The organism is Sphingopyxis bauzanensis (genome assembly GCF_002205675.1).
Classification (GTDB): Bacteria; Pseudomonadota; Alphaproteobacteria; order Sphingomonadales; family Sphingomonadaceae; genus Sphingopyxis; species Sphingopyxis bauzanensis.
In genome coordinates this window covers 335,071-360,753 of the sequence record NZ_NISK01000004.1, presented here as the reverse complement: position 1 = coordinate 360,753, position 25,683 = coordinate 335,071, and the positions used below count along the sequence as shown (strand labels likewise).

Annotated in this window: 29 protein-coding genes; 15 read left to right on the top strand and 14 right to left on the bottom strand. The window is 64.3% G+C overall.

What is annotated here, in order from left to right; genetic code table 11:
- Nucleotides 1-62 precede the first annotated feature (62 nt).
- Both rpmA and rplU read right to left on the bottom strand, forming a co-directional pair.
- Nucleotides 63-332 carry a 50S ribosomal protein L27 gene (rpmA, locus tag CDQ92_RS17225; RefSeq protein ID WP_088442948.1) on the bottom strand — a complete coding sequence of 90 codons (270 nt, stop codon included), beginning with the start codon at nucleotides 330-332 and terminating at the stop codon, nucleotides 63-65.
- A gap of 48 nt (nucleotides 333-380) precedes the next feature.
- Nucleotides 381-902 carry a 50S ribosomal protein L21 gene (rplU, locus tag CDQ92_RS17220; protein ID WP_088442946.1) on the bottom strand — a complete coding sequence of 174 codons (522 nt, stop codon included), beginning with the start codon at nucleotides 900-902 and terminating at the stop codon, nucleotides 381-383.
- Nucleotides 903-1,131: 229 nt separating this feature from the next.
- On the opposite strand from rplU, the gene CDQ92_RS17215 reads away from it, so the two are divergent.
- Nucleotides 1,132-1,653: a hypothetical protein gene (locus tag CDQ92_RS17215; RefSeq protein WP_088442944.1), complete on the top strand. Its 522-nt coding sequence runs from the start codon at nucleotides 1,132-1,134 to the stop codon at nucleotides 1,651-1,653.
- 98 nt (nucleotides 1,654-1,751) lie between these two features.
- Here CDQ92_RS17215 and pspF read toward each other — a convergent pair whose 3' ends face one another.
- Entirely contained in the window at nucleotides 1,752-2,789 is a 1,038-nt protein-coding gene (gene pspF, locus CDQ92_RS17210; RefSeq protein ID WP_088442942.1) for a phage shock protein operon transcriptional activator, read from the bottom strand.
- Nucleotides 2,790-2,968: 179 nt separating this feature from the next.
- Here pspF and CDQ92_RS21220 point away from each other — a divergent pair, with 179 nt between their 5' ends.
- The 10 genes from CDQ92_RS21220 to CDQ92_RS17165 all read left to right on the top strand — a co-directional run bounded on the left by CDQ92_RS21220 (nucleotide 2,969) and on the right by CDQ92_RS17165 (nucleotide 6,584).
- Nucleotides 2,969-3,139 (top strand): hypothetical protein, encoded by a 171-nt coding sequence (locus tag CDQ92_RS21220; RefSeq protein WP_158213883.1) that lies wholly within the window; start codon nucleotides 2,969-2,971, stop codon nucleotides 3,137-3,139.
- 97 nt (nucleotides 3,140-3,236) lie between these two features.
- A complete protein-coding gene (pspA, locus tag CDQ92_RS17205; RefSeq protein WP_088442940.1) occupies nucleotides 3,237-3,902 on the top strand; it encodes a phage shock protein PspA in 666 nt (221 codons plus the stop codon).
- Nucleotides 3,903-3,914: 12 nt separating this feature from the next.
- The gene (gene pspB / locus CDQ92_RS17200) at nucleotides 3,915-4,190 is read left to right on the top strand and encodes an envelope stress response membrane protein PspB (protein ID WP_088442938.1); all 276 of its coding nucleotides are present in this window, start codon (nucleotides 3,915-3,917) and stop codon (nucleotides 4,188-4,190) included.
- Nucleotide 4,191: 1 nt separating this feature from the next.
- A complete protein-coding gene (gene pspC / locus CDQ92_RS17195) occupies nucleotides 4,192-4,572 on the top strand; it encodes an envelope stress response membrane protein PspC (protein ID WP_088442936.1) in 381 nt (126 codons plus the stop codon).
- 32 nt (nucleotides 4,573-4,604) lie between these two features.
- Nucleotides 4,605-4,904 carry a hypothetical protein gene (locus CDQ92_RS17190; RefSeq protein ID WP_088442934.1) on the top strand — a complete coding sequence of 100 codons (300 nt, stop codon included), beginning with the start codon at nucleotides 4,605-4,607 and terminating at the stop codon, nucleotides 4,902-4,904.
- A gap of 11 nt (nucleotides 4,905-4,915) precedes the next feature.
- Nucleotides 4,916-5,233 (top strand): hypothetical protein, encoded by a 318-nt coding sequence (locus tag CDQ92_RS17185; RefSeq protein WP_088442933.1) that lies wholly within the window; start codon nucleotides 4,916-4,918, stop codon nucleotides 5,231-5,233.
- An 11-nt stretch (nucleotides 5,234-5,244) separates the two neighbouring features.
- Nucleotides 5,245-5,493 carry a hypothetical protein gene (locus CDQ92_RS17180; RefSeq protein WP_088442931.1) on the top strand — a complete coding sequence of 83 codons (249 nt, stop codon included), beginning with the start codon at nucleotides 5,245-5,247 and terminating at the stop codon, nucleotides 5,491-5,493.
- Between the two features lie 38 nt (nucleotides 5,494-5,531).
- Nucleotides 5,532-5,798 carry a hypothetical protein gene (locus CDQ92_RS17175; RefSeq protein WP_088442929.1) on the top strand — a complete coding sequence of 89 codons (267 nt, stop codon included), beginning with the start codon at nucleotides 5,532-5,534 and terminating at the stop codon, nucleotides 5,796-5,798.
- 27 nt (nucleotides 5,799-5,825) lie between these two features.
- Nucleotides 5,826-6,083 carry a hypothetical protein gene (locus CDQ92_RS17170; protein WP_229667551.1) on the top strand — a complete coding sequence of 86 codons (258 nt, stop codon included), beginning with the start codon at nucleotides 5,826-5,828 and terminating at the stop codon, nucleotides 6,081-6,083.
- 90 nt (nucleotides 6,084-6,173) lie between these two features.
- On the top strand, nucleotides 6,174-6,584 hold the full coding sequence (locus tag CDQ92_RS17165) for a SufE family protein (protein ID WP_088442925.1): 411 nt from the start codon (nucleotides 6,174-6,176) through the stop codon (nucleotides 6,582-6,584).
- A gap of 101 nt (nucleotides 6,585-6,685) precedes the next feature.
- Here the strand turns inward: CDQ92_RS17165 and CDQ92_RS17160 are convergent, their stop codons facing one another.
- The 6 genes from CDQ92_RS17160 to CDQ92_RS17135 all read right to left on the bottom strand — a co-directional run bounded on the left by CDQ92_RS17160 (nucleotide 6,686) and on the right by CDQ92_RS17135 (nucleotide 15,343).
- On the bottom strand, nucleotides 6,686-9,160 hold the full coding sequence (locus tag CDQ92_RS17160; protein ID WP_088442923.1) for a TonB-dependent receptor: 2,475 nt from the start codon (nucleotides 9,158-9,160) through the stop codon (nucleotides 6,686-6,688).
- 274 nt (nucleotides 9,161-9,434) lie between these two features.
- Nucleotides 9,435-10,706, bottom strand: coding sequence for an ATP-dependent Clp protease ATP-binding subunit ClpX (clpX, locus tag CDQ92_RS17155; protein WP_088442921.1), 1,272 nt, complete (start codon nucleotides 10,704-10,706; stop codon nucleotides 9,435-9,437).
- 255 nt (nucleotides 10,707-10,961) lie between these two features.
- A complete protein-coding gene (locus CDQ92_RS17150) occupies nucleotides 10,962-11,612 on the bottom strand; it encodes an ATP-dependent Clp protease proteolytic subunit (RefSeq protein ID WP_088442919.1) in 651 nt (216 codons plus the stop codon).
- A 151-nt stretch (nucleotides 11,613-11,763) separates the two neighbouring features.
- Nucleotides 11,764-12,102: a ferredoxin FdxA gene (gene fdxA, locus CDQ92_RS17145; RefSeq protein WP_088442917.1), complete on the bottom strand. Its 339-nt coding sequence runs from the start codon at nucleotides 12,100-12,102 to the stop codon at nucleotides 11,764-11,766.
- Between the two features lie 113 nt (nucleotides 12,103-12,215).
- A complete protein-coding gene (locus CDQ92_RS17140; protein ID WP_088442915.1) occupies nucleotides 12,216-12,575 on the bottom strand; it encodes an RNA-binding S4 domain-containing protein in 360 nt (119 codons plus the stop codon).
- Nucleotides 12,575-15,343 (bottom strand): helicase-related protein, encoded by a 2,769-nt coding sequence (locus CDQ92_RS17135; RefSeq protein WP_088442913.1) that lies wholly within the window; start codon nucleotides 15,341-15,343, stop codon nucleotides 12,575-12,577. The genes CDQ92_RS17140 and CDQ92_RS17135 overlap by 1 nt, the downstream gene beginning before the upstream one ends.
- A gap of 298 nt (nucleotides 15,344-15,641) precedes the next feature.
- On the opposite strand from CDQ92_RS17135, the gene CDQ92_RS17130 reads away from it, so the two are divergent.
- The 4 genes from CDQ92_RS17130 to CDQ92_RS17115 all read left to right on the top strand — a co-directional run bounded on the left by CDQ92_RS17130 (nucleotide 15,642) and on the right by CDQ92_RS17115 (nucleotide 21,093).
- Nucleotides 15,642-17,156, top strand: coding sequence for a M23 family metallopeptidase (locus CDQ92_RS17130; RefSeq protein WP_229667552.1), 1,515 nt, complete (start codon nucleotides 15,642-15,644; stop codon nucleotides 17,154-17,156).
- A 109-nt stretch (nucleotides 17,157-17,265) separates the two neighbouring features.
- Nucleotides 17,266-18,264: a porphobilinogen synthase gene (gene hemB, locus CDQ92_RS17125; RefSeq protein ID WP_088442911.1), complete on the top strand. Its 999-nt coding sequence runs from the start codon at nucleotides 17,266-17,268 to the stop codon at nucleotides 18,262-18,264.
- Nucleotides 18,265-18,286: 22 nt separating this feature from the next.
- Nucleotides 18,287-20,542: a fused MFS/spermidine synthase gene (locus tag CDQ92_RS17120; RefSeq protein ID WP_088442909.1), complete on the top strand. Its 2,256-nt coding sequence runs from the start codon at nucleotides 18,287-18,289 to the stop codon at nucleotides 20,540-20,542.
- Nucleotides 20,539-21,093 carry a gamma carbonic anhydrase family protein gene (locus tag CDQ92_RS17115; RefSeq protein WP_088442907.1) on the top strand — a complete coding sequence of 185 codons (555 nt, stop codon included), beginning with the start codon at nucleotides 20,539-20,541 and terminating at the stop codon, nucleotides 21,091-21,093. Before CDQ92_RS17120 ends, CDQ92_RS17115 begins: the two co-directional genes overlap by 4 nt.
- 88 nt (nucleotides 21,094-21,181) lie before the next feature.
- On the opposite strand, the gene CDQ92_RS17110 is transcribed toward CDQ92_RS17115, so the two are convergent.
- The 5 genes from CDQ92_RS17110 to dapF form a co-directional block, all read right to left on the bottom strand.
- On the bottom strand, nucleotides 21,182-21,754 hold the full coding sequence (locus CDQ92_RS17110) for a urate hydroxylase PuuD (protein ID WP_088442905.1): 573 nt from the start codon (nucleotides 21,752-21,754) through the stop codon (nucleotides 21,182-21,184).
- A 78-nt stretch (nucleotides 21,755-21,832) separates the two neighbouring features.
- Nucleotides 21,833-22,516 (bottom strand): inner membrane-spanning protein YciB, encoded by a 684-nt coding sequence (locus tag CDQ92_RS17105; protein ID WP_088442903.1) that lies wholly within the window; start codon nucleotides 22,514-22,516, stop codon nucleotides 21,833-21,835.
- Nucleotides 22,513-23,439, bottom strand: coding sequence for a signal recognition particle-docking protein FtsY (gene ftsY / locus CDQ92_RS17100; RefSeq protein WP_088442901.1), 927 nt, complete (start codon nucleotides 23,437-23,439; stop codon nucleotides 22,513-22,515). The genes CDQ92_RS17105 and ftsY overlap by 4 nt, the downstream gene beginning before the upstream one ends.
- On the bottom strand, nucleotides 23,436-24,758 hold the full coding sequence (locus CDQ92_RS17095) for a MiaB/RimO family radical SAM methylthiotransferase (protein WP_088442899.1): 1,323 nt from the start codon (nucleotides 24,756-24,758) through the stop codon (nucleotides 23,436-23,438). The genes ftsY and CDQ92_RS17095 overlap by 4 nt, the downstream gene beginning before the upstream one ends.
- Entirely contained in the window at nucleotides 24,755-25,561 is an 807-nt protein-coding gene (gene dapF, locus CDQ92_RS17090) for a diaminopimelate epimerase (protein WP_088442897.1), read from the bottom strand. Before dapF ends, CDQ92_RS17095 begins: the two co-directional genes overlap by 4 nt.
- Between the last annotated feature and the right edge of the window lie 122 nt (nucleotides 25,562-25,683).

The following is a 25,683-nucleotide window of genomic DNA, read 5'->3' as shown; positions in this document are numbered from 1 at the left end:
GCCTCAAGCGGAAAGGACCGTTCCGGGTCATCCCTTGCTGGGCGACCCGTGCAGATCGCTCTTTATTCGGCTGCTTCCGCCATGACGTCGACCGACACAAATTTGCGGCCAAGCTTACCGTCGTGGAATCGCACATGGCCTTCGGCGGTTGCGAACAGCGTGTGGTCCTTGCCCATGCCGACGTTGGCGCCCGGGTACACCTTGGTGCCGCGCTGGCGCACGATAATGTTACCGCCGATCACTTCCTGACCGCCGAACTTCTTCACGCCAAGGCGGCGGCCGGCTGAGTCGCGACCGTTGCGCGATGAACCGCCTGCTTTCTTATGTGCCATGACTGATGCTCCTTAATTCGTTTCAGGGGCCGAGCCGCGTTGCCGCGCTCAGGCGTCCTTCTTGGGGGCTGCCTTCTTGGCAGCGGGCTTCTTGGCGGGGGCGGCCTTCTCGGCAGCTTCGGCCTTGGGCGCAGCAGCCTTCTTCGGTGCGGCTTCCTTGGCGGGTGCGGCCTTGGCCGGTGCTTCCTTGGCGGGCGCAGCAGCCTTGGCTTCGGTCGCCGGAGCGGCTTCGGCCTTCGGTGCAGCTTCCTTCTTCGGCGTCGCCTTCTTGGCTTCGCCGACGGCCAGAATGCGCAGCAGCGTCAGCGACTGACGATGACCATTGCGACGGCGATAATTGTGCCGACGGCGCTTCTTGAACACGATGACCTTTTCGCCGCGCGTCTGCGCGATGATTTCGGCCGAAACCACGAGCCCATCGGCGCTCTTCACCTCGCCGCCGTCACCGGCCAGCAGGATGTCGCCCAGCGACACGGTGTCGCCAGCTTCGCCGTCGATCTTTTCAACGGCGATCTTGTCTCCGGCGGCGACGCGATACTGCTTGCCGCCCGTGCGCACGATTGCGAACATGGTCTTCCATCCAATCAAAAAACTAAATCACCCGCGCACCAGTCACCCACCAAGGCAGGCGATTTTTCCGGCATGCGGGAAAGTCAGCGCCACTAGCGAGCCAGCGCTTCGCTGTCAACCGCCAAATCCCGTGCTTTTCGAGCGAAAAGCGGGTCAGAAGCCGAATGACACGGCGCACCGCCGATTCGGTACTTGCTGCCTTGCGCCCGCACCCATATCAGAGGCGGCGATGAAGCGCACCCTTCTTACTCTGTCATTGGCCGTTGCCGCCTCCTTGTCGCTGTCGGCCTGCGCCGCGGCGCAGAATACAGGCGCGCCGTCGCTCGCCAAACGGCCGGTCGAGGGGCGATTCGACGTGGCGCCGCCCGCGGTGGTTGTTGCCCCGCCGGGGCCGCTCCCTGCCGACCTTGGCGGACGCCTCGCGCGCTGGGAAGCGGACGCTGCGGGTGCGCAGCAGGCCTTTGCCGCCGAGCGCAACGCGACTGCGTTGCTTGTGTCTGCTGCCGCAGGCGCCCCGGTCGCCAGCGAGCGCTGGGTCGTCGCGCAGCAGGCGATCTCGCGCCTCACCGCCACCCGCGCGCCGCTCACCGCCGCGCTCGCCGATATCGACCGGCTCTATCTTGACCGCAGCGTCGAGAATGCGATCGACGGCCTGCCCGAAATCTACGCGCTGCGCGACCGGCTCGCGGATACCGTATCGACGCAGGATGGCGTGCTGGAGGCGCTGAACGATCAGTTGCCGGGGCAGTAATCACGTCGCCCCCGCGAAGGCGGGGGCCGTTTGCAGCCTAGAACCGCCGCGTCGTAATATGCCGATTGCGGCCCCCGCCTTCGCGGGGGCGACGATGACTATTGCTGATTCAGCCCATGTTTCTTCAACGCGTGGCGGATCTGGTCGTAGCTCAGCCCCAGTGCCTCGGCCGCGACCTTCTGGTTGAAACGGCAGCGGGCCATCGTGTCGGACAATATCTGCCGCTCATAGGAGTCGACCGCCGCGCGCAGGTCGCTTACCGGGCCGGTGGGCATCGCGGTCGATTTGGCCGAAGGCTCGGCGGGCGCGGCCGATGCGGCGCCATCGGCCACCTTCGCCGCCAATTTGCGCACCGCCGGCTGCCAGGGGCTGGCGAACGGATCAAAGCTGAGGGCATCCACGGGCTTTTCCGAGTCGGCCCAGCGATAGATCGCGCGCTCGATGACGTTGCGCAGTTCGCGGACATTGCCCGGCCAGTCATGGCCTTCCATCGCGGCGAGCGCGCGCGGGCCGAAGCCCGGCCATTCTTCCCAGCCGAGGACGGTCGCCATCCGCTGCCCGAAATAGGTGGCGAGCACTTCGATATCGCCCTCGCGCGCGCGCAACGGGGGCAGGGTGATGACCTCGAACGAAAGGCGGTCGAGCAAGTCGGCGCGGAAGCGGTTTTCGTCGACCAGCGCGGGCAGATGTTCGTTGGTGGCCGCGACGATGCGGACATCGACGCGGATCGGGCGCGACGATCCGACGCGGGTGACCTCGCCATATTCGACCGCGCGCAGCAACCGTTCCTGCGCGCCCATCGACATCGTTGCCAGCTCGTCGAGGAACAAGGTGCCACCGTCGGCCTCCTCGAAGCGCCCCGCTCGGGTGCGCGTCGCGCCAGTGAAGGCGCCCGCCTCGTGCCCGAACAATTCCGACTCGATCAGCGTCTCGGGCATCGCGGCACAGTTCAGGATGACATAGGGGCGGTCCCAGCGCGTCGACAGGCGGTGGAGGCGTTCGGCGATCAGTTCCTTGCCGGTGCCGCGCTCGCCGATCACCAGCACCGGCCGGTCAAGCGATGCGGCGAGGCTCGCGCGTTCGACCGCGTCCTGAAACGCCGCTGACTGGCCGATAAATTGGGTCTCGCGCTCCATTCCCAATCATTGGCAAATTTTCCCGCTCGATGGCAAGTCAATTCGAGCGCGGAAGCGCTTTGCGCGTGAAGTTGCGCGGATTTGCGTGGCTTGGCGCAACTGGCACGGTGTCTGCATTGTTGGATACGAACCGGGCAAAATTGTTCCGGTGCAGCGAAAGACCACAGGAAGGTTAGACCATGAAGTCGATGATTGCCCAAGCCGCCACTTTCGTGCTGAGCACGGCCGGAGCGCTGGCCATTCTCGTCGGAGCGATCGACCAGCCGCAGGTTGCGGCCAGTGCCACCGGCGTCCACGCCGGCCCGCTGGTTGCCGCTGTCATGTCCCCGGCGGTCAGCGCTTTGGCCTGACCGGCACTGGTGCCGGGGCACTCTCCCCCTTGCCCCGCCCCGGCACCAGCCTTTTATAAAAGACCAAGGTCTCCAGATTTCGACAGGAGTTTTTCAAATGGGTATTTTTTCACGCACCCGCGACATCATCGCCGCCAACGTCACCGACCTGCTCGACCGAGCCGAAGATCCCGAAAAGATGATCCGTCAGATCATCTTCGAGATGAACGAAACGCTCGTCGAAGTCCGCGCTTCCGCCGCCCGCACGATCGCGGACCAAAAGGAAATGCGCCGCCACATCGCCAAGCTGGAAAGCCTTCAGGACAGCTGGAAGGAAAAGGCCGAACTCGCGCTGTCGAAGGACCGCGAAGACCTTGCCACCGCCGCGCTGGTCGAAAAGCAGAAAGCCGGCGACATGGCCGAGCGTCTGAAGGCTGAAATCGCCGTCCTTGACGACGCGCTCAAGGGCTATGAAGACGACATCGCTAAGCTGCAGAAAAAACTCAGCGAAGCGCGCGCCCGCCAGTCGAACGTCTCGACCCGCCTCGAAAGCGCCGAGAACAAGTTTAAGCTGCGCGAAATGACCAACGGCGACCGCGTCGAAGATGCCTTCTCGCGCTTCGACATCCTCGAACGCCGCGTCGACGAAGCCGAAGGCCGCGCCGATGCACTGAGCCTGGGCTACAAAAAGTCGCTCGACGAAGAGATCGCCGAACTCCAGGCCGCCGACAAGGTCGCCGACGAGCTTGCCGCGCTCAAGGCCGCGCACGCCAGCAAGCAATAAGGAGCCAGACCGATGGAAGAAATCATCATCGTCCCGATCGTTATCGGAACGCTCTTCCTCGGTCTGCCCTGGCTGATCCTCCACTACATCACCAAGTGGAAGCAGGCCAAGACGCTGACCGGAGAAGACGAGCAGCTGCTCGACGAACTGTACGACACCGCGCGCCGGCTGGAAGGCCGCCTGCACACCGTCGAACGCATCATCAGCGCCGACCATCCCGACTTCCGCCCTGCGGTGCGTAGCGATGAAGAACTGGCGCAACTCGAAAATACCAGCCGGAGGAACTGAGATGTCTGCCAGCCGCACGAAATTCTACCTCGACAAGCAGAACGCCAAATGGAGCGGCGTATGTGCCGGGATTGCCGATTACAGCGGCGTCGACGTCCTCTGGGTCCGCGTTGGCGCGGTGCTGCTGACGCTGATGGGAGGCTTCCCCTGGACGCTGATCGCGTACTGGATGGTCGCGTGGATGGGCACGCCGAAACCCTTCGCGCTCTATGGCTCGAACGAAGAAGCGAAATTCTGGCAGGGGGTGCGCAGCAATCCGACCGCATCGACCCGCGATATCAAGTCGCGCTTTCGCGACATCGATCGCCGCCTTGCCGACATCGAACTCTACTACACCAGCCACAACCGTCGGCTCGCCGACGAGATTGAAAGCCTGCGCTGAGCGGCGGCTGACACGCAACAGGGAGAAGACAGATGAATTTCGGTGGTACCGGTTTCGTCCTCGCCATTATCGCATTGTCGATCGGCGGCTGGATGTTCACCACCTGGATCCGCGCCAAGCACGGCTATCCGGTTGAAAATGAATGGGGTGGTACGGTTCATCGAACCGACCCCGACGCTGATCGAAAAATCGCGCTGCTGACCGACGACAATGCCAAGCTGGCAGGCCAGGTCAGCCGTCTCGAAGAACGAATTTCGGTTCTCGAACGCATCGCGACCGAAACCAACGGTCAGGCGGCGCAGCTCGCCGACCAGATCGACCGCCTGCGCTGAGGGGAATAATCATGAATTTCGACACCATCAACGCCCTCGCTCCCGTCGCCGCCATCATCGGCATCATGGCGGTCGGTGGCTGGGTCTTCACCACTTGGCTCCGTGTCAAAAACGGCTATCCGCTCGACGGTGCCTGGGGTCAGGCGGTCTATCCCAAAAGCAGCGATGAGGCGATGGAACGCGTCAAGCTGATCAGCCAGGAAAATGCCCAGCTGCGCGCCGAACTCGGTTCGGTGAAAGATCGCCTCGCGGTGGTCGAACGCATCGTCACCGACGAGGGCAGTCGGCTCAGCCACGAGATCGAGGCGCTGCGGCGCCCGGCGAACTGAGGAGACCTGTCATGGGCGATACCATCTGGATTCTGATCCCACTGGCCCCCTTCCTGCTCGCCGGTTTCATCTTCTGGTCGAAGCATCAGCAAAAGATGATCGAGAAACAGTCCGAAATGACCGCCGAGAAGGCCGCCCAATATGCGGCAGCGACCGAACGACTGGAGCAGCGGGTGCGCGTTCTGGAACGGATCGTTACCGACAAGGGAATTGACGTCGCCAACGAGATCGAAAAACTGCGCGACACTCCGCTGAACTGAATTGAAGCAACGATAAGAAAATACGGAAGGATCCCCCCATGAACCCGTTTGAAATGGTTATCGGCATCGTCCTGATCGTCACCATCGGCAGCGTCGTCCGCGCCAAATATGGTGTCCGCCGCGACAACAAGGGCAACGAGTTTTTCGCTGCCCCCGCCGACAATGCCGAGACCAAGGCGCTGCAATCCGAAATCCGCGCGCTCAAGGACCGCATCCAGGTGCTCGAACGCATCGCTACCGACCACAACCGTGCCGTGACGCTCGATGAGGAAATCGAACGGCTGCGCGACCGGTCGCCCTCCTGACGACCGTGACGAAGAAGGAGCCGCATCATGGCCACCATTACGTCTGACCTTGCCTCCAACCTGATGGTCAGTGCCGTCGCGCTGACCGCCCTGACCATCATGAGTCTGGCCGCACTGCGCGGCTGGCGCGACTGGATCCAGCTCAAGCGTGAAGAACTCGCTGCAGGGCATGTCGCCGTCACCCACGACGCCACCGTCCCCCACGCTGGGTCGCGGATCGAGATTGCCGATCTGAAAGAACGACTGCGCAAGCTTGAGGCGATCGCTGCTGGGGTGGATCTATAAGATTCCGTCGCCATCGTGAAGGCGGGGGCGACGAAAGGAGGGAGGCTCCACCCCCTTCCAACCATTGGCAAAATCTGCCACTGCGCCGCCATGCGCAGCCTGACCGACATCCACGACGAATATGACTTCCTCGACGGCGACGATCGTTATCGCCTGCTGATCGAGTTGGGGCGCGAGCTGGAGTCGATGCCCGACGCGCTCAAGACTGACGCGACGCTGGTCCGCGGTTGCAGCGCCAGCGTCTGGGTCTATCCGGTGCCGCAGGCCGATGGCTGCCTGCACTTCCTCGCTGACAGCAACGCCGCGATCACCAAGGGCATCGTCGCACTGGTGCTGGCCGCAGTGCAGGACAGGCCCGCCTCCGAGGTCGCCGCGATGAACGTTGCAGCCGCGCTGGCACCGTTTGAGCTGACGCGCCAGCTGTCATCGAACCGCACCCAGGGCGTTCCCAACATGATCGCGTTGGTCCAGGACACCGCAAGGCGCATCGCCGCGGGCTGACCCGCGGGCGGGCATTCTACGGCGCACCATATTTCGAACGCCCACGAATAAGGGCGCAGGAGTTACCTCCCGCGCCCTGTTTTCGTTTTTGATCGTGCGCCTTAGAAGCCGACGGTCAGCGTACCGCTGATCGTGCGCGGCGCACCGATCTGGGCGTTCGGTGCCGACGTACCTTGCGACAACGACGAGTTAAAGTTGCCGACATAGAGCGCGTCGAACAGGTTGTAGACGTTGACCTGGAAGAAGGTCTTGTCGTTCAGCCCGAGGAACTCGAGGCTCATCCGAGCGTCCAAGTTGACCAGCCAGTAGGCATTTGTCTTGGCCGGATAGACTTGCGAACCGCCAAAGACCAAGGGCAGATTGGTGTCATAGAGATACCGGCCGCCCGTGCGCTTGGCCGTCACACCCAGTTCAACAGGACCGAGCGTACCGCGCGCTGAACCGCCGAAGGTGTAGGCGGGAGCACCGCCTTCACGCTTGCCGGCAGTGGGCAGGAACGCGTTGGCGCCCGACTGCACGTCATTCTTGATTTCCGATTCCAGATAGGAGCCGAAGACATAGAGCGCGAGCTCGGGGATCGGCTGATAGGCGATGCTGCCGTCGATGCCATATTTGTCGACCCGGCCGAGGTTGCGATACAGAGTGCGCTGCGTTTCTTCATCGAAAGCCGAAGCAAGACGGTCCTGATAGCGAGTATACCAGGTCGAAACCTGCGCCTGAACCTTGCTGGAACGATAGCGAATGCCGAGGTCGAAGTTGTTGGTCGTTTCGGGGCTCGGGCGCGCCGAGGGGGTATTGGCCGGGAAGAAGAACGCGTTGTACAGTGCGTCCGTACCCGGAACCTGCAAACCCTTCGAATAGTTACCGAACACCGAGATCTGGTTGCTGATCTTGTACAGCAGGCCGACGTTCGGCAGAATTTCGTCATATTTCAGCACGCGCTGCTGCGGACCCTGAACGGTGGGATTTGCAGCTTGATAGGTGGCATTGCGCGGATCATCCTTGCCGAAGCAGTCAACGAAGCCCGTGTCGCTGGTGGTGAAGCAATAATTGTTCAGGTCGCGCTTGAAGAAAGGCGCGCGAATGCCGAGCGTCGTGACGAGGCTGCCGTCCAGGAATTCGCCGCGATATTCGCCCGATACCTGCGACAGAATTGCGTAGGAGAGACGATCACGTTTTTGCAGAACGGCTCCGGTGACATCGGTCTGCGGGTCGTTGACTGGGAACACGTCGAAAGGCTCGCCGTTAAACTGGAGCAGGCCGACTTCACCGGTCTGCCGGTGGCGGGCGCGGTCATAGGTGAAGCCGACGCGCACGGTATGGTTGTCGGCGATATCCCAGCGCAGGTTGGCGATCACGCCATAACGATGCGTCTGCGTCTGGCTGGGGGCCAACATCGAGACTTCGTCCAGCAGATCGCCGTCGCCATTGAGGTCCATACCGAAATAGGGACGGCCGCCGATATAGCCCGAAAGTCCATTCTGAAGCCGTTCGCGAACGTTAACCGTGCCGCCGCCATTCGCTTTGACATATTGATAGCTTGGATCAACCGTCAGGACGACTCCTTCGGTCAGCGTGAACTTCGACGCGCCGCGGATGTTGCCCGTGTTCGACGGGTTGTAGCGGCGGTCGAACTCGGTGCCGCAGCCGTTGGTCAGCTGTGCACCGGGACCCGATGCGGTGCTGACCGTGCAAGGGAAGTTGATCAGGTACTCGCGTTCATCATTGTCGAGCGGGAAGCGATTGCCCGGACCCGAACCGACGACACGGTTGGCATCGAGACGCAGCGGCACCGAACCGAAGAAATTGTTGCGGTTTTCGTTGTAATGACCGGCGACTGAAATGAAGTCGCCATTGTCGCCGAGGGGTTGCCACACGCGGCCGTTGAATTGCTTCTTACGAACGCGGCCATAATTGTTGAACGGATTGTTGTTGGATGCCGTCGAGGCCGCGAAAAAGGCGCGGGTGCCAAAAGGCGTGAATTCGCCGGTATTCACCATGCCGAAGATACGGAAAAATTCGAACTCGCCAGCCGAACCCGACAGGTTGACGCCGAATTCTTCGGTTGGGACCATAGTACGATAGTTGACGGTCGAACCCGTCGCTGCGGCGGTCGGGCTGTCGACGTCGGTGGTGCCAAGGTTGACGTTGACCTGTTCGATCAGTTCGGGGTCGAGCTGCTGGTTCGAATAGATGGCATAGTTACCCGAGTCATTCAGCGGCACGCCGTCGAAGGTTAGGCTGATGCGGTCCGCCGAAAAGCCGCGGATAGTGAGCTGGCCACCCGACGAACCATAGGCGTCGTTGTTCGTGAAGCTCACACCCGGCACCAGATTGATCGTGTCGAGGATCGTCTGGCCAGGGTTCTGGCGAGCGATCACTTCCTGACCAAGAACCGACTTCGCTTTCGAGGTGTCGGGCGACTGGATGCCGGCCACGTCGGTGGCGCGCGCGCCGGTTACGACGATTTCATCGTCAAAATCGACCGACCCGGTCGACTGGGCAAAGGCAGGCGCGGAAAGCAGCGCGACCGGGATCAGCGCGCAGCTGGCGGCAAGCGTGTGACGGAAGTTCATGTCAGGATGTCCCCTTGGTGTGATGTCGTTCGGCAGGCGCGCAAAAATGGGGCGCGCAAGTCCTGCGAGCGCCCCTGAAGCCCGCGTGTGGCACGATTGTGACAGCAAATGTGACAGTGCAAGCGGCGCGCGCAAAAAGTGGGACGCAAAGATCAGAAAAGCGCGGATTTCCGTAACGCTGCGCTATTTATCCACGGGCTGAGTTGCGTTTTTCTCGGCAACTGTTGCTGCAATGCAACATTAAAGAGTCGCGCGCGCCGCGCGCGACTCGGGGTCAGGCTGCGTCGCCTGCCACTTCCTTTGCCTTGTCGGCATAGACGCGGACTGGATCCTTGCGGCCCTCGACGACATCCTTGTCGACGACGATCTCGACCACATCGGTCAGATCGGGCAGGTCGAACATCGTGTCGAGCAGGATCGCCTCGACGATCGAGCGCAGCCCGCGGGCGCCGGTCTTGCGTTCGATGGCTTTCTTGGCGACCGCGACCAGCGCATCGTCGGTAAAGGTCAGCACGACCTCTTCCAGATCGAACAGCTTGCGATACTGCTTCACCAGCGCGTTCTTGGGCTCGCCCAAAATCTTGACCAGCGCATCGATGTCGAGATCCTCGAGCGTCGCGATGACGGGCAGACGGCCGACGAATTCGGGGATCAGGCCGAATTTAAGCAGATCCTCGGGCTCGATGCTTTTCAGCACTTCGCCCATGCGGCGTTCGTCCGGTCCCGCAACATGCGCGCCGAAACCGATCGACTTGCCCTGCAAGCGGTCGCCGATGATCTTTTCGAGGCCCGAAAACGCGCCGCCCGCGATGAACAGGATGTTCGTCGTGTCGACCTGCAGGAATTCCTGCTGCGGATGCTTGCGGCCGCCCTGCGGCGGAACGCTCGCAGTCGTGCCTTCCATCAGCTTGAGCAGCGCCTGCTGCACGCCTTCGCCCGACACGTCGCGAGTGATCGACGGATTTTCGGCCTTGCGGCTGATCTTGTCGATCTCGTCGATGTAAACGATGCCACGCTGCGCCTTCTCGACATTATAGTCGGACGACTGGAGCAGCTTGAGGATGATGTTCTCGACGTCCTCGCCGACGTAACCGGCCTCGGTCAGCGTTGTCGCGTCAGCCATGGTGAAGGGCACGTCGAGGAAGCGTGCGAGCGTCTGCGCCAGCAACGTCTTGCCGCTGCCCGTCGGGCCGACCAGCAGGATGTTCGACTTCGCCAGTTCGACCTCGTCACCGCGGCCGCTGTTTGCAAGGCGCTTGTAATGATTGTGGACCGCGACCGACAGCACCCGCTTGGCCTTGTTCTGGCCGATCACATAGGCGTCGAGATGCTGGCAGATCTCCAGTGGCGTCGGCACCGCGCCATCCTTGCGCGCGGCAACCCCGCCCTTGATCTCTTCGCGGATGATGTCGTTGCACAGTTCGACGCATTCGTCGCAGATGAACACGGTCGGGCCGGCAATCAGCTTGCGGACTTCGTGCTGCGACTTGCCGCAGAAGGAGCAATAGAGGGTGCTCTTGCTGTCTGAGCCGCTCAATTTCGTCATATTACTTCCTTTGGCAGGCGCCGAAATGGCGGTGCCGTTCTTATCCTAGCCCGCAGACACCCAATTACAATATGGCAATTGGGTGACATCGCGGCAATGTCCCGCCTAGCATCAAGACGCCAAGCGGGCGTCAACAAATGCGGTTACCAATCCCGTCTTTCGTCATGCCGGATTTGACCCGGCATCCATCGTCGCTTTGTGACAACGGACCCCGGATCAAGTCTGGGGTGACGATCTTTGGGATCGGCAGCGCAATCAGGGCGTCGGCCCTTCGCCGAGATCCTTCGCGGCATCGCCTTCGACCGCGCCGGGGCGGCGGTCATAGACATGATCGACCAGCCCGAATGCCTTCGCTTCGTCGGCCTCAAGGAAGGTGTCGCGGTCCATGGCCTTTTCAATGTCTTTCAGCGACTTGCCGGTATATTTGACATAGAGGTCGTTCATCCGCTTGCGGATGCGCAGGATTTCGCGCGCCTGGATTTCAATGTCCGACGCCATGCCGCGCGCGCCGCCCGACGGCTGGTGGACCATGACCCGCGCGTTGGTCAGCGCAACGCGCATTCCGGGCTCGCCCGCGGCAAGCAGGAAGCTGCCCATCGAAGCGGCCTGGCCGATGCACACGGTGCCGACGCGGGGACGGATGTACTGCATGGTATCGTGGATCGCCATGCCCGCCGTCACGACGCCGCCCGGCGAGTTGATGTACATGTAAATGTCCTTCTTCGGATTCTCCGATTCGAGGAACAGCAGCTGGGCCGTGATCAGCGACGCCATATTATCCTCGACCTCACCGGTGACAAAGATGATCCGTTCGCGCAGCAGGCGTGAGAAAATGTCAAAGCTGCGTTCGCCGCGGCTCGTCTGTTCGACGACGACGGGGACAAGAGCGGCGAGCGGGTCGATCATTGGGAATGCGTCCTTATGCTGTTGGAGCGCCGCGCCGAGAACCGGCGGGCTGGCCCCTCGGTCACCTACATCGTCGCCAAGCGAGAGGGATTCAAGGGGGCAAAAGAAAGGGGCGGGAAAGTCCCGCCCCACTAATTTGTCAGATTTGGGATCAGTCGCCGGTGCCAGGCTCGGGCGAAAACAGCGTCTCGAACTTACCTTCGACGCCCTTATATTCGTCGGCGTCGGCGGGGCTTTCCTTCTTCACCGTAATGTTCGGCCATTCGGCGCTGAACTTGGTGTTCACTTCCAGCCATTTTTCGAGGCCGCTTTCGGTGTCGGGCAGGATCGCTTCGGCGGGGCATTCCGGCTCGCACACGCCGCAGTCGATGCATTCGTTCGGGTTGATGACGAGCATATTCTCGCCCTCATAGAAACAGTCGACGGGGCACACCTCGACACAGTCCATATATTTGCACCGTACACAGGCATCGGTGACGACATAGGTCATGGTTTCTGGCTCCCTCAGGTGACGACAACCGGGCCGTCAATCTCTCACTTGGCTCGCCTCTATGCCGCCGGACGGCGGTGCGTCAACGGCTAGCGAGCAGTTGCGAATCACTCTCATTGGATAGGGCCCGGCGCTCGATTTGGATGCACAGCTTTTCCATCGCCGCTGATAGCCGAAATGCCGATGACGGGCGAACCGGGATCGAGATTCCGATAGCAGGCCCGCGCTTCGCTCGCCGATCCACGGCGGACGGGCAGCGCCAGCAGCCGCACCACCTCGATCCGCTCGCCGACGGGCAGCACCAGTGTCTGCCCGACGTGGACCGCGCACGAGGGCCGCGAAACGCGCCGCCCGTCGAGCCGGATATGCCCCGCCGCGACCACCGCCTGCGCCAGGCTGCGGGAGCGCGCAAAGCGCAGGAACCACAGCAGCTTGTCGAGCCGGATGCTGCCCGCGGCGCCGGGGCTCGCCATCAGTCTTTGCGGCTTTCGGCGAGCAGCGCGGCAAGACCAGCAAACGGGCTGTTCGGCGACGGGCTGCGCCGCGCCGAGCGATCCGCGCGCGGGGGATCGGCGCGGGGTTTGTCGGCCCGCGGCTTACCCGGCGCGCCGCGTTTGCCCTTGGCCTGATGGACCGGCGTCCGCCGGACGTCGCCGTTCGCCACAGCGCGCGGCGGGCTGTCGGCGCTCTTGCGCGGCGGTTTACGGCGCGGGCGCTTGTCGGGCTTGCGCAGCCCCAACCAGCGCCAGCGTTGCAGCGCGGGCTCGCCAACGCTGCGGAACCCGAAGCTGCCGAGCAGCCCGCGCCGTGTTTCTTCGTCGAGCCCGAGCGAGGTAGCGAGCGCGGGGTCGATCACAAAGCCGGGCGGTGCCGCAATGTCGGCTTCCGCGCCGATCGGATGGTCGTGATGATGATCGTCGCTGCCTGCGATCGGCGCGGTTGGCGGCGCCGACGCCTGCATCCGGGCGGAATGCGCCTGCCGAGCAAGCTTTTCGGCCATGTCGATGCGCAGCCAGCCGGTGGCGCAGCGACGGAATCCGGCGATTGTCAGTCCGGTGTGGCTGCCCGTTTTTTGCAGCACCGCGCCGTGCGGCGGCAGCGCCGGAACCGGCACGCCCTGCTGCGCCGCGATCAGCGCCGCGCGCCAGCGCACCGCCTCGGGCTTCAGCAACGTCGGATGGAAGACGTCGAGCGAGCCAATGGTGAAGCCCAGTTTGCGCAGCTGCGGTCGCTCGTCGACGGCGAGCGCGTTCAGCTGATCCTCGACCGCAGCGCGGCCGATCATGCCGCTGTTGTCGGTCAGCGCCGCGAGCAGCGCGCGGACGCGCGGCGGGGTGAATAGGTCGCCCGCCGCCTCGCCCATCGCGGCGAGCGGGCCGGCGTGACGCGCCAGTTGCGAGGCGATGAAGCGGTGCAGCCGCTCGGTAATCGCCTGCACCTGGACGGGTTCGAGCCGCCGCAGCGACGGGTCGACCTGGATCATCGGCTGGACCAGCGTCGGCCCCTTGGCGAGCGTCGCAATAGGATGGCCGTGCCAGGCGAGTCGGGGCGCCGCGCCCGGTTCGGCAATCAGCGACAAGGCACTGTCGTCGCCCTCTGCCAGCGCGGTGGCGCGGCGCGCCAGCTCGGCGCGCAGATGTTTTTCAGCGGCGGCGAGCAGCATCCGGTGGTCGCTCGCCTTGGCGACCGGATCGACCTTGAACTGAAAACCCTTGAGCGTGCCGATCGCTTCGCCATCGACCGCGACCGTCCCGTCGGGTCCGACCGCCACCGGCAGCGCGGCGTGCCGCTGCCCGGCGTCACGCAGCAGCAGCGCGAGCCGCCGGTCGACGAAGCGCTGCGCCAGCGCCACGTGCAGCGCGTCGGACAGGCGCGATTCGAGCACCTGCGTCGCTTCGGTCCACCCCGCCGCGCCCGCGATCCAGTCGCCGCGCTGCGCGATGAAGCACAGGGTCCGCACAGCGGCGATGCGGCTCGCGAGCTGATCGATATCGCCCTCGACGTCGTTAAGCTTCGCCAGCCGCCGCGAAAACCAGTCGGGGTCGATCATTCCGTCGCCGCTGGTGCGCCATTGCCACAGTTTGAAAATCGTCCGGCTGTGATGCTCGGCGCCCAATTGCTCGAAATCGGGCAGCCCGCAAATGTCCCACAGGCGCTGGACCGCGTCGAAATCGCCGCCGAGCGCGCGCACCTCCATGTCCCCTGCCAGATGCTTGAGCACTGCGATGTCGACCGCTTCCGGGGCGGGGCGCAGCACCGGCTGCGTCGGCGGCTGCGCCAGGTCGGACAGCAGCTGGTCGAGCGAGCCGAAACCGGGGGTCGGATTGCGCCAGAACATGCTGGGCAGCGGCGGGAAATGATGCCCCTCGATCGCCGCGACTTCCTCGGGGGTGAAACCACCCTGCGGCAAGCCAACGGTGCCGAAGCTGCCGTCCTGCTGATGCCGCCCGGCGCGCCCGGCGATCTGCGCCATTTCGGAAATCGTCAGACGGCGGAGTCGTCGCCCGTCGAATTTCTGCAAACTGGCAAAGGCGACATGCTGGACGTCGAGGTTCAGCCCCATGCCGATCGCGTCGGTGGCGACAAGGTAGTCGACCTCGCCCGCCTCGAACATCGCGACCTGCGAATTGCGCGTCTTGGGGCTCAGCGCCCCCATCACCACCGCGGCGCCGCCCGAAAAACGGCGCAGCATTTCGGCGATTGCGTAAACCTCCTCGGCCGAGAAAGCGACGATCGCCGAGCGTTTGGGCAGGCGCGACAGTTTGGATGACCCGGCGTAGCTCAGGGTCGAGAAGCGCGGCCGGGTGACAATCTCGGCTTCGGGTACCAGCGCTTTCACCAGCCCGCGGATGCTCGCCGATCCCAGGATCATCGTCTCGTCGCGGCCCCGCGCGCGCAGCAGGCGGTCGGTGAAGACATGGCCGCGCTCGGGGTCCGCGCCCAGCTGGGCTTCGTCGATCCCGACAAAGGCGACGTCGCGCTCGATCGGCAGCGCTTCCATCGTGCCGAGCAGGTAGCGCGCGTCGGGCGGGATGATCCGTTCCTCGCCGGTGACCAGCGCGACCTGCGGCGCCCCCTTGATCGCGACGACGCGGTCGTAAACTTCGCGCGCCAGCAAGCGGAGCGGAAAGCCGATCATGCCGCTCGAATGGGCGGTCAAACGCTCGACCGCCAAATGGGTTTTGCCGGTGTTGGTGGGGCCAAGGACAGCCTTGACCGGCTGGGAAGAGGATGACGTCATTATCTTGGGCACCAAGCTGGCATGGCGGCGAGCGCTGCGCAACTGTCGATCGTCGAACGGTGGAGCAGCGGCTCATTTTTCCGTACGGCTTGCACAATATCCCACCCTCACCACGGCTTGCCGCAGCCGATGGCAGCAAAACCGCCATTAAATTGACTTTAACGAACTTTCTTTACAGACAGGTGGTCGAATATCATTCGGCGGCCGGGTTTTGGGAGGTCCGTCGAGCGGGGGTGGCAGTTTGTTTCAGCGTCATGAACCCATCGCGGGGATGTCCGGCAATGCGGCTGCGCTTGCGATGTCGCAGGCGATCCCGCTGCGGCGCGCCGATGCCGATTTGCACTTGCTTGGCTGGCGTGACCGGCTGGCGCAGCTCGATCTGGTTTCCGACCTTGGCGGCAATATCGGCTCGGTCGAATGGTGGCGCGGGCTGGCGACATTAACCTTGCTCTGCGGCACCGCCATAGCTTCTTTCCCCGGAATTCAGCCGCTTAGTGTCGGCGGCGCCACGGCGCTCGACACCGCCGATTTCAACGAAGCGCGCGCGCAGATGATCGTTCCGCTCGCGCTCGGCGGCGACACCGGGCGGCATATGGCGGCGACCGACGCAGTGCGTCCGCTGACCCAGACCCCCGAGCGCCCGCAGATCGAACTCACCGCGACGTTGGGCCGCGGCGACAGCTTTGCGCGCCTGCTTGAACGCTCGGGCGTCGGCAGCGGCGAGGCGCAAGCGCTGGCGAATCAGGTATCGAGCGCAGTGCCGCTCGCCGACATCGCACCCGGAACGCGAATTGACCTTATTCTCGGACGCCGCGCCGCGCGCACGATGCCCCGCCCCGTCGACGCGCTGGCGATGCGCGCGCGCTTTGATCTGCGCATCGAAATGGAGCGCGAGGGCGACCGGCTGGTAATGCGGCGCATCCCGATCGCGGTCGACAATACACCGCTGCGCATCCGCGGCCGCGTTGGCGACAGTCTTTACCGCTCGGCGCGTGCCGCCGGGGCCCCCGCAACCGCGATCCAATCTTATCTGCGGGTGATCGGCCGCCAGATTTCGGTCGGCAGCGACATTCGCGCCAATGACGAGTTCGACATCATCGTCGACTACCGCCGCGCCGAGACCGGCGAGAGCGAAACCGGCAAGCTGCTCTTCGCGGGGCTGGTCCGCGGCGGCAAACCCAGGCTGTCGATGCTCGAATGGAATGTCGATGGCCGCACCCAATGGTTCGAAGCATCCGGCGTCGGCGAACAGCGCGGCGGCATGGCGCGGCCGACCAATGGCCGCATCACCTCGACCTTCGGGATGCGGCGGCACCCGATCCTCGGCTATCGCCGCATGCACAGCGGTATCGATTTCGGCGGCGGTTATGGCGCGCCGATCTATGCGGTGACCGATGGTGTCGTGTCGATCGCCGGGCGCCACGGCGGTTACGGCAATTTCGTCAAGCTCAACCACGGCAATGGCCTCGGCACCGGCTATGGTCATATGAGCCGCATCGCGGTCCGCCCCGGCCAGCGCGTCAATCGCGGCCAGGTGATCGGCTATATCGGCTCGACCGGCCTCTCGACCGGGCCGCACCTCCATTACGAACTCTATCGCAACGGCCGCGCGGTGAACCCGTCGTCGGTGACTTTCGTCACCCGCGCGCTGCTCGAGGGCAAGCCGCTCGCCGACTTCCGCGCGCGCATCCGGACGCTGACTGCGGTCGCGCCCGGCGCGGCACTGACCCCGATTGCCGCGAAACAGGTCGAGGGGCCCAAGCTCGGCAGCCTCGCCGATGTGGCATCGAAACGCGCCGAGGGCGGGATATAACTCCCTCGAGCGAGCATCCCCTAAATCCGGTCGTGTCGAGCGTAGTTGGGCTTGCTTGAATCCGCCAATATCCATTTGCCCCGCGCTCGCGCCCCGCTATGCACGCCGCATGACCCAAGCTGCCTTTCCCGACCTCCGCCTCCGCCGTACCCGCCGCACCGGCTGGAGCCGCGCCATGGTGCGCGAAACGACGCTGTCGCCTTCGAACCTTATTTGGCCGCTGTTCGTGTGCGACGGTGCGGGCGCCGAAGAACCAATTTCGAGCCTGCCCGGCGTGTCGCGCTGGTCGGTCGACCGCATCGTCGATCGCGCCCGCGATGCCGTGGCGGCGGGCATCCCCTGCCTTGCGCTCTTTCCTTATACGCAAGCCGACCGCCGGACCGAGGATGGCAGCGAGGCGCTCAATCCCGACAATCTCATGTGCCGCGCCACCGCCGCGATCAAGCAGGCGCTCGGTGACGATATCGGAGTGCTCACCGATGTCGCGCTCGATCCTTATACCAGCCACGGGCAGGACGGGCTGATCGATGCGACCGGCTATGTCCTCAACGACGAAACGGTCGATGTGCTCGTCGGACAGGCGCTCAATCAGGCGCGCGCGGGCGCCGACATCATCGCGCCCAGCGACATGATGGACGGCCGCATCGGTGCGATCCGCGAAGCGCTGGAGGTCGAAGGCTTTTGCCACGTCCAGATCATGAGCTATGCCGCCAAATATGCGTCGGCCTTTTACGGCCCCTTCCGCGATGCGGTCGGCTCGCGCGGGCTGCTCAAGGGCGACAAGAAGACCTATCAGATGGACCCCGCCAACGCCGAAGAAGCGCTGCGCGAAGTCGCGCAGGATCTGGCCGAGGGTGCCGACAGCGTGATGGTCAAGCCGGGACTGCCCTATCTCGACATCGTCCGCGCGGTTAAGGATCATTTTGCGGTGCCGGTCTATGCGTATCAGGTGTCGGGGGAATATGCGATGATTGAAGCTGCCGTGGCAGCGGGCGCGGGCGACCGCGACGCGCTGGTGCTCGAAACCCTGCTGGCGTTCCGCCGCGCCGGGGCATCGGGGGTTTTGACCTATCATGCGCTGCACGCGGCGCGGCTGCTGAACGAATAATCGGATAAGGGGTGGGCGTTTTATGACTGCGTTGCCGCGGCGCTGGCTGTTTGTGCTGACCATCCTGGTCGGCAGTTTCCTGCTTTTTCAAGTCCAGCCGATGGTGGCGCGGATGGTGCTGCCGAAACTCGGCGGCGCCCCAGCGGTGTGGAACAGCGCGATGCTGGTCTATCAGGCACTGCTGCTTGCGGGCTATGCCTATGCCCATTGGCTCGGCCGGTTCACGGTGCAGCGGCAGGCGATGATCCACATCGCGCTGTTTCTGGCCGCCGCTTTATGGCTCCCGATCGGCATCGCGCAAATCGCGGCGCCTGGCCCTGGCCAAGAGGCGCTGTGGGTGCCGTTGCTGCTGCTCGCGTCGATCGGCCCTGTATTCTTTGTGGTCTCGGCGCAGGCGCCGCTGATGCAGCGCTGGTTCGCGGCCGACACGCGCGCGGGCGATCCCTATTATCTCTACGCCGCATCCAACCTTGGCAGTTTTGCCGGGTTGATCAGCTACCCCGCGCTGGTGGAACCGAACTTACCGCTGGCGGCGCAAAGCTGGGGCTGGACTGCGGGCTATGCGCTGCTCGTGCTGCTGGTGGCGGCGAGCGCCGCGGCGCGCTGGCATGGCCGCGCGGTTGATACGGCGGGCGAAGCCGCTGTCGCCGACGAACCGCGCCCGTCCTGGCGGCGCCAGCTTCACTGGCTGCTCATCGCGGCGGTGCCGTCGGGGCTGATGCTGTCGACGACGACGCACCTCACCACCGATATCGTCGCGATGCCACTGCTCTGGGTGCTGCCGCTCGGCCTCTATCTGCTCAGCTTCGTGATCGCCTTTTCGACGATGAGCCGGTTGACCGAGGCTTTTGTTTTCATCGCGCCGACAGTGTTGCTGATGGTCGGTGCGCTGGCGCTGCTCAGTTCGGGCGGCGGGTCATTGATGGTCGCGCTCGCCAGTCTCGCGATGCTGTTTGTCGTCGCGACCGCGCTCCACGGCTATCTGTACCATCTTCGCCCCGCGCCGCAGCATTTGACGCTGTTCTACCTCATCATGTCCGCGGGCGGGGTGCTCGGCGGACTGTTCGCGGCGTTGCTCGCACCGCTGGTGTTCGACTGGGTTTACGAACATCCATTGCTCACCCTCGGGGCGGCGATGCTGCTGCCGCTTCCCACGCTGCTGCCGTGGGACAAATGGCTGAAACTGCCGAGGACAACCGCGCGGCTGGTTGTCGGGCTGCTCGTGGTAATCGCCGCCTTTGCCAGCTGGCGCATGGTCAGCGGATGGTCGGGTCGGCTCGATGGCGATGTGGCGATATGGGGTTTCGCCATCCTTGTGATCGGGTTGCTGGTGATCGGCTGGCGCTGGGCCTATGTCGCCGTACTCGCACTGCTGATGATCGGGGTGGGAGGCTGGAATACCGTGCAGAACAGCTTTACCGGCGACCGCGTGCGCAGCTATTTCGGCGTCTATACCGTCACCGATTATCCGGCCCAGGGACAGCGGCGGCTGGCGCACGGCACCACGCTCCACGGCCTGCAACGCACCGATCCCGCGCACCGGCGCGAGGCGACAACCTATTATGGCCCGAAATCGGGCGTCGGGTTGGCGCTCGACAAGGCGGAAGTGCTGGCCGGACCGAATGCGGCGGTCGGCATCGTCGGGCTGGGGGCGGGGACGCTCGCCTGTTACCGGAAACCCGGCCAGCAATGGACGATCTTCGAAATCGATCCCGTGATGGTCGACATCGCCCGCGATCCCGCCAAATTCACCTTCCTGTCCGATTGCGCTGCCGACGCCCCGATCGTGATCGGTGATGCCCGGCTCAAGCTCGCCGAGCAGCCGCCGGGGCGTTTCGACGTCCTTGTCATCGACGCCTTCTCGTCCGACGCGATCCCGCTCCATCTGCTGACCGAGGAAGCGATCGGCATTTACGCCCGCGCGCTGAAACCCGATGGCATTTTGCTGATCCATATCTCGAACCGCTTCTTCGGGCTCGAACCGGTGCTGGCTGAAGAGGCCAGGGCGCGCGGCTGGACGGCGGCGATCCGGCTCGATCCGGGGCCGCCCGAAGAAGGCATCGACGACCTCACCCCATCGAACTGGGTTGCGCTGACCGCGACGCCGCAGCGGATGGCGCAATTGACTGGCGGCCTGCGTCCGCGCGAAAAGTCCGGCGAAGATAATGCCTGGGTCGCGCTTCGATCGACCGCGGGCTTCGAACGCTGGACAGACGATTATGCCTCCACCCTGCCCGTGCTCATGTGGGGCAGCCTGATCGGAAAGCGTGCAGAATGACTCATAGCGACGTCAGCATAATCACGGTCAACGGCAAGACGCCGACGATCCACCCCAGCGCCTTCATCGCGCCGGGGTGCCGGATCATCGGCGATGTAACGATTGGCCCCGACGTCAGCATCTGGTATAATTGCGTGCTGCGCGCCGATGTCAGCCATATCATCGTCGGCGCCCGCTCGAACATCCAGGACGGCAGTATCGTGCACTGCGATGGCCCGATGCCGCACCGTCCCGAGGGCTTTCCGACGATCATCGGCGAAGATGTGCTCATCGGCCATATGGCGATGGTGCATGGCTGCACATTGGCCGACCGTGCATTCGTCGGGTTGAAAGCAACCGTGATGAACGGCTGCCGCATCGGCAGCGACGCGATGCTCGCCGCGGGCGCGTTGCTGACCGAGAACAAGGAAATCCCCGACCGCGAATTATGGGCGGGCGCCCCCGCACGGCGGGTGCGCGACATCGACGATGCACAGGCGGCGGGGATGCAGATGGGCGTCGCGCACTATGTGATGAACGGACGACTGCACAAGACGGCGGTGGAGGGTTAATTACCAAGCCGACCTACGACACGAACGGCAAATGAAAAGGGCGCCCCGGTTTCCCGGCGCGCCCCTTTTCTAAACGTCGCTGGCTAACTTAGCTGAAGTTCACCATGGCATAGAGCATCGGAATCGACAGCAAGGTGTTGGTGCGCGAAAAGATCATCGCGGTCTTGGCTGCCTTGGCCTTGGTCGCATCGTCGGCCTCGACGATGCCGAGCGCCTTCTTCTGGTTCGGCCAAATCACGAACCATACATTGAACGCCATGATCAGCCCGAGCCACATGCCGACACCGATCAGCTTGTACGGATCCTGCAGTCCCAGCGCAGGCGCCAGATATTGCGCATGGCCCGCGATCGCGACGCCTAGCACAACGGTCGCCAGCGCCGCCCAGCGGAACCAGAACAGCGCGGCGGGGGCGATATGCTTGCCGACCGCGGGTTTCAGTTCGGCCGGGATTTTCGGCATCGTCGGAATCTGGACGAAGTTGAAATAATAAAGCAGGCCGATCCACAGCACGCCAAAGAAGGTGTGCAGCCAGCGCATCACCGCATTGGCGGCGGCCATGCCGTCCTCGAAATTCTGGCCGTTCAAACCCAGCATCAGGACGATCGAAAGCACCAGCCCTACGCCCAGCACCGCGTGCAGATTGCCGAAAAATTTATCCATATTCATTCCCCCTCGTTATCCGGCAGGGCCGCGACCCCGAACCGATGGCGCCCGCTATGCCAGCGTTGGGGGTCGGACTCAACTTTTGTCGGTCGCCGGTTCGTCGGGGATGGCGAGCCCGTTCTTCAGCATCACCGGCACCTGGGTCAGCGTGAACAGGAACGACAGCGCGGTGATCCCCCACACCTTGACCGTCAGCCACAGGTCAAAACTCATCTGCTTCGCCTGGATCATCTCGTACATCACATGATTGACGACGCCGAGCGCGGCAAAGAACAGACCCCAATTGCGCGACAGCAGCAACCAGCCGCGGTCGGTCAAACCCTCCAGCGCCGATTGCAGCAGATATTTGAGCATCGGTTTCTTGAACCACCAACCGCCCAGCAACAGCACGGCAAAGGCGCCATAGATGATCGTCGGTTTCATCACGATAAAGCGTTCATCGTGAAACCAGATCGTCAGCGCGCCAAAGCCGATGACGAGGATGCTCGACATCCACAGCATCGGCGAAATCTTGCCCAGCTTCCACTTCGACACCACCATCGCGATGACGATCGCGACCATGAAGGCGACCGTCCCCTTGATCGCCGCGGCGGTCGCGGCAAAGGCGCCTTCGCCGTCCGACGAGAATTTATAGGCGAGGAAAAAGACGAGCAGCGGCCCGAAGTCGATCACGAAATTCAGCCAGCCATGCTTGGCGGGCGGCGCTACGGGGATCGCCTCGGGGCCGCTTGGGGGAATGTCGACGGGGGCGGCGGTCATCGGATGTTTCCTGCAATAATGGCGGCGATCTCGTTCGCATCGAACGGACGAAGGTCGTCGATGGTTTCACCGATGCCGATCGCGTGGATGGGAAGGCCATGCTGCTCGGCCGCCGAAACGAGCACCCCGCCGCGCGCGGTGCCGTCGAGCTTGGTCATCACCAGCCCCGTGACCCCCGCGACCTCGCGGAACACGTCGATCTGCGCCAGCGCATTCTGCCCCGTCGTCGCGTCGAGCACCAGCACGACATCGTGCGGCGCGGCGGGATTGAGCCGCCCGAGCACGCGCTTGATCTTGGCGAGCTCGTCCATCAACTCGCGCTTGTTCTGAAGCCGCCCGGCGGTATCAACGATCAGGACGTCGATGCCGGTTGCGGTCGCCTTTTTTACCGCGTCGAACACGATCCCGGCGCTGTCCCCGCCCTCCGGCCCGGTCATGATGGGCACGCCCAGCCGTTCGGCCCACACTTTCAGCTGGCCGATCGCCGCGGCGCGAAACGTGTCGCCCGCGACCAGCATGACGCCATAATCCTGTTCCTGGAACAGGTGCGCCAGCTTGGCGATGGTGGTGGTCTTGCCCGACCCGTTGACCCCGATCACCAGGATGACCTGCGGACGCGGAAAGGCGTCGATGTCGAGCGGTTCGGCCACCGGGCGCAGCACCGCGGCGATTTCTTCGGCGACGATCTTGCGCAACTCCTCGACCCCGCCCGCCACCGCATCGCGCCGCGCGGTGAGGCGCTCGCGGATACGGGCCGCCATGGCGGGGCCAAGGTCGGCGGTGATCAGCGCTTCCTCGATGCGGTCGAGATCATCCTCGTCGAGCCGCGCCTTGCCGGTCAGCCCGGCAAGATTCTCGCCCAGCCGCTCCGACGTGCGTTTGAAGCCGCCAAGCAGCCGGTCGCTCCAGCTTTGCCCGCTCATGCTGCAATCTCCGTGGCGGTCAGCCGGTCGCCCTCGCGCGCCCCGATTTGAACCGGAACGATCATACCCGCGGCAGCAGGCGCACTCAGCGTCAGCGCGGCAAAATTCGCGGCATGACCGCTCAGCCCGTCGCGTTCGACCAGCATGCTCGCCGTCGTTCCCGCTTGGGCGTCAAGCCAGGCGTGGCGCCGCCGCATATTGGATGCCCGCAGTATGGCCGCCCGGTCGCGCGCCACCGCCCGGCCGACCTGCGGCATGCGCGCGGCCGCGGTTCCGGCGCGCGCGCTGTACGGAAAGATATGGCCAAAGACGATGTCGCAATCGTCGATCAGGGCCAGCGAATTGGCGAACATGGCATCATCCTCGGTCGGAAATCCGGCGATCAGGTCGGCGCCAATCGCAATTTCGGGCCTTGCGGCTTTCAGCCGCCCGACGAGCGCCACGGCGTCGGCGCGGCGGTGCCGGCGCTTCATGCGGGTCAGCACCATATCGTCGCCCGCCTGCAGCGACAGGTGGACGTGCGGCATCAGGCGCAGTTCCTGCGTCAGCAGCGCGAACAGGCGGTCGTTGATGCGATTCGGGTCGAGTGACGACAGTCGCAGGCGCTCGATCGGCAGGGCGAGCAACGCTTCGACCAGCGCCGCCAGCGTTGTACCGCTGTCGTCGCCATAGCTCGCCAGATCAACCCCGGTCAGGATGATTTCACGCTGGCCGCGGTCGATCGCGATGCGCGCGGCATCAGCCACCGCGTGAACCGTCGCCGACCGCGCGGTCCCGCGCGCCATGACGGTCGCGCAAAAGGTGCAGCTGTGCGAGCAGCCCGTCTGGACGCCAAGAAAGGCGCGGGCGTGGGCGGCGCCGGAGAGCGCGGGCGTGTAAGGCAAGCTGCGCCCCTGCGAAGGCAGGGGCCGATCGCCTACGCTCTCGTCTACCCGTCGCCCTTCGTTTGCTGACGCGATGGCAGGAGATGGACCCCCGCCTTCGCGGGGGAACGGGGGAGAAGTGGGAAGATAGCTCTCAACCAATCCCTTGGCATCGTTGCGCACAACCCGCGCGTCCATGTCCGCAAAGCGCCCAGCCTCCAGCTCCGCCGCACACCCCGTCACGACCACATCCGCGCCGGGGCGCTCACGCAAGGCCCGCCGCACCGCCTGCCGCGCCTGCCGCACCGCTTCGTCGGTCACCGCGCAGCTGTTAAAGATAATCGTATCGCGCGCTCCAGCTTCACGCGCCGCGCCGAGGATCGCCTCGCCCTCGGCAATGTTCAACCGGCAACCAAAATTGACGACTTCAACGCCGTCGATGACCGCAGCGCTCATCCGAACTGCGCCCAGTCGGTTTCGCCCTCATACACCCGCGTCGCCGCGCCGCTCATCACGATTGGCTCGCCCGGCGCCCAGCGGATGACCAGGTCGCCGCCGGGCAACGCCACGGTGACCGGCGATTCGACCAGTCCGGCGCGGATCGCGGCGACCGCGGTGGCGCAGGCGCCGGTCCCGCAAGCTTGCGTCAGCCCAACGCCGCGCTCCCACACGCGCAGTTGCAACTGGTTGTCACCGTCGAGGCTGGCGACATTGACGTTGACACGCTCGGGGAACAGCGGGTCGGTCTCGATCCGCGGACCCAGCTCGTCGAGCGCGACGGCGTCGGCCTCGGGGACAAAAAACACAATGTGCGGATTGCCGACATTGACCGCGGCGCCATGCTCCAGCTCGTCCCAAGCCACGGGCATGTCGCGCGTATCCATTGGCATCGCGAGCGGAATCAGCTCCCAGTCGAACATCGGTTCGCCCAGTACGACCTCGGCGCCGCCGTCCGCCGGGGTGACACGGAGCATGCCGCCCAGCGTTTCGATCACCGCGGGCTGGCCGATCAGCGTTGCGACACAGCGCGTCGCATTGCCGCACGCTTCGACCTCGCCGCCGTCGGCGTTGAAGATGCGCATCCGCACATCGGCCTTGGTCGATGGTTCGAGCAGGATCAGCTGGTCGCACCCGATGCCATGACGCCGGTCGGCGATCGCATGCGCGCGCGCCGGGGTCATCTCGACCGCGCTGGTGCGCGCGTCGATGACGACAAAATCATTGCCGAGGCCATGCATCTTGGTGAAGCGGTCCGCCATATCCCGCGCATGTAAGGGGGCAGGGCAGGGAAGTCTAGCGAGGCCGTTTCCGTCGCCCCCGCGCAGGCGGGGGCCGCTAGAGGGTTACGTAGCCACGTAGGGTAAGGCCGACAGCGGCCCTC

Excerpts from the sequence above, each read along its gene's own strand:
- clpX (WP_088442921.1), bottom strand. The coding sequence starts at position 10,706 with ATGACGAAATTGAGCGGCTCAGACAGCAAGAGCACCCTCTATTGCTCC.
- CDQ92_RS17105 (WP_088442903.1), bottom strand. The coding sequence starts at position 22,516 with ATGACCGCCGCCCCCGTCGACATTCCCCCAAGCGGCCCCGAGGCGATC.
- rpmA (WP_088442948.1), bottom strand. The coding sequence starts at position 332 with ATGGCACATAAGAAAGCAGGCGGTTCATCGCGCAACGGTCGCGACTCA.
- CDQ92_RS17110 (WP_088442905.1), bottom strand. The coding sequence starts at position 21,754 with ATGGATAAATTTTTCGGCAATCTGCACGCGGTGCTGGGCGTAGGGCTG.
- pspB (WP_088442938.1), top strand. The coding sequence starts at position 3,915 with ATGGAAGAAATCATCATCGTCCCGATCGTTATCGGAACGCTCTTCCTC.
- CDQ92_RS17175 (WP_088442929.1), top strand. The coding sequence starts at position 5,532 with ATGAACCCGTTTGAAATGGTTATCGGCATCGTCCTGATCGTCACCATC.
- CDQ92_RS17215 (WP_088442944.1), top strand. The coding sequence starts at position 1,132 with ATGAAGCGCACCCTTCTTACTCTGTCATTGGCCGTTGCCGCCTCCTTG.
- CDQ92_RS17130 (WP_229667552.1), top strand. The coding sequence starts at position 15,642 with ATGTCGCAGGCGATCCCGCTGCGGCGCGCCGATGCCGATTTGCACTTG.
- CDQ92_RS17165 (WP_088442925.1), top strand. The coding sequence starts at position 6,174 with ATGCGCAGCCTGACCGACATCCACGACGAATATGACTTCCTCGACGGC.
- CDQ92_RS17185 (WP_088442933.1), top strand. The coding sequence starts at position 4,916 with ATGAATTTCGACACCATCAACGCCCTCGCTCCCGTCGCCGCCATCATC.
- CDQ92_RS17120 (WP_088442909.1), top strand. The coding sequence starts at position 18,287 with ATGACTGCGTTGCCGCGGCGCTGGCTGTTTGTGCTGACCATCCTGGTC.
- CDQ92_RS17135 (WP_088442913.1), bottom strand. The coding sequence starts at position 15,343 with ATGACGTCATCCTCTTCCCAGCCGGTCAAGGCTGTCCTTGGCCCCACC.
- CDQ92_RS17190 (WP_088442934.1), top strand. The coding sequence starts at position 4,605 with ATGAATTTCGGTGGTACCGGTTTCGTCCTCGCCATTATCGCATTGTCG.
- CDQ92_RS17140 (WP_088442915.1), bottom strand. The coding sequence starts at position 12,575 with ATGGCGAGCCCCGGCGCCGCGGGCAGCATCCGGCTCGACAAGCTGCTG.
- CDQ92_RS17180 (WP_088442931.1), top strand. The coding sequence starts at position 5,245 with ATGGGCGATACCATCTGGATTCTGATCCCACTGGCCCCCTTCCTGCTC.
- CDQ92_RS17095 (WP_088442899.1), bottom strand. The coding sequence starts at position 24,758 with ATGAGCGCTGCGGTCATCGACGGCGTTGAAGTCGTCAATTTTGGTTGC.
- CDQ92_RS17170 (WP_229667551.1), top strand. The coding sequence starts at position 5,826 with ATGGCCACCATTACGTCTGACCTTGCCTCCAACCTGATGGTCAGTGCC.
- rplU (WP_088442946.1), bottom strand. The coding sequence starts at position 902 with ATGTTCGCAATCGTGCGCACGGGCGGCAAGCAGTATCGCGTCGCCGCC.
- CDQ92_RS17160 (WP_088442923.1), bottom strand. The coding sequence starts at position 9,160 with ATGAACTTCCGTCACACGCTTGCCGCCAGCTGCGCGCTGATCCCGGTC.
- fdxA (WP_088442917.1), bottom strand. The coding sequence starts at position 12,102 with ATGACCTATGTCGTCACCGATGCCTGTGTACGGTGCAAATATATGGAC.
- CDQ92_RS17115 (WP_088442907.1), top strand. The coding sequence starts at position 20,539 with ATGACTCATAGCGACGTCAGCATAATCACGGTCAACGGCAAGACGCCG.
- pspA (WP_088442940.1), top strand. The coding sequence starts at position 3,237 with ATGGGTATTTTTTCACGCACCCGCGACATCATCGCCGCCAACGTCACC.
- pspC (WP_088442936.1), top strand. The coding sequence starts at position 4,192 with ATGTCTGCCAGCCGCACGAAATTCTACCTCGACAAGCAGAACGCCAAA.
- dapF (WP_088442897.1), bottom strand. The coding sequence starts at position 25,561 with ATGGCGGACCGCTTCACCAAGATGCATGGCCTCGGCAATGATTTTGTC.
- CDQ92_RS21220 (WP_158213883.1), top strand. The coding sequence starts at position 2,969 with ATGAAGTCGATGATTGCCCAAGCCGCCACTTTCGTGCTGAGCACGGCC.
- pspF (WP_088442942.1), bottom strand. The coding sequence starts at position 2,789 with ATGGAGCGCGAGACCCAATTTATCGGCCAGTCAGCGGCGTTTCAGGAC.
- CDQ92_RS17150 (WP_088442919.1), bottom strand. The coding sequence starts at position 11,612 with ATGATCGACCCGCTCGCCGCTCTTGTCCCCGTCGTCGTCGAACAGACG.
- ftsY (WP_088442901.1), bottom strand. The coding sequence starts at position 23,439 with ATGAGCGGGCAAAGCTGGAGCGACCGGCTGCTTGGCGGCTTCAAACGC.
- hemB (WP_088442911.1), top strand. The coding sequence starts at position 17,266 with ATGACCCAAGCTGCCTTTCCCGACCTCCGCCTCCGCCGTACCCGCCGC.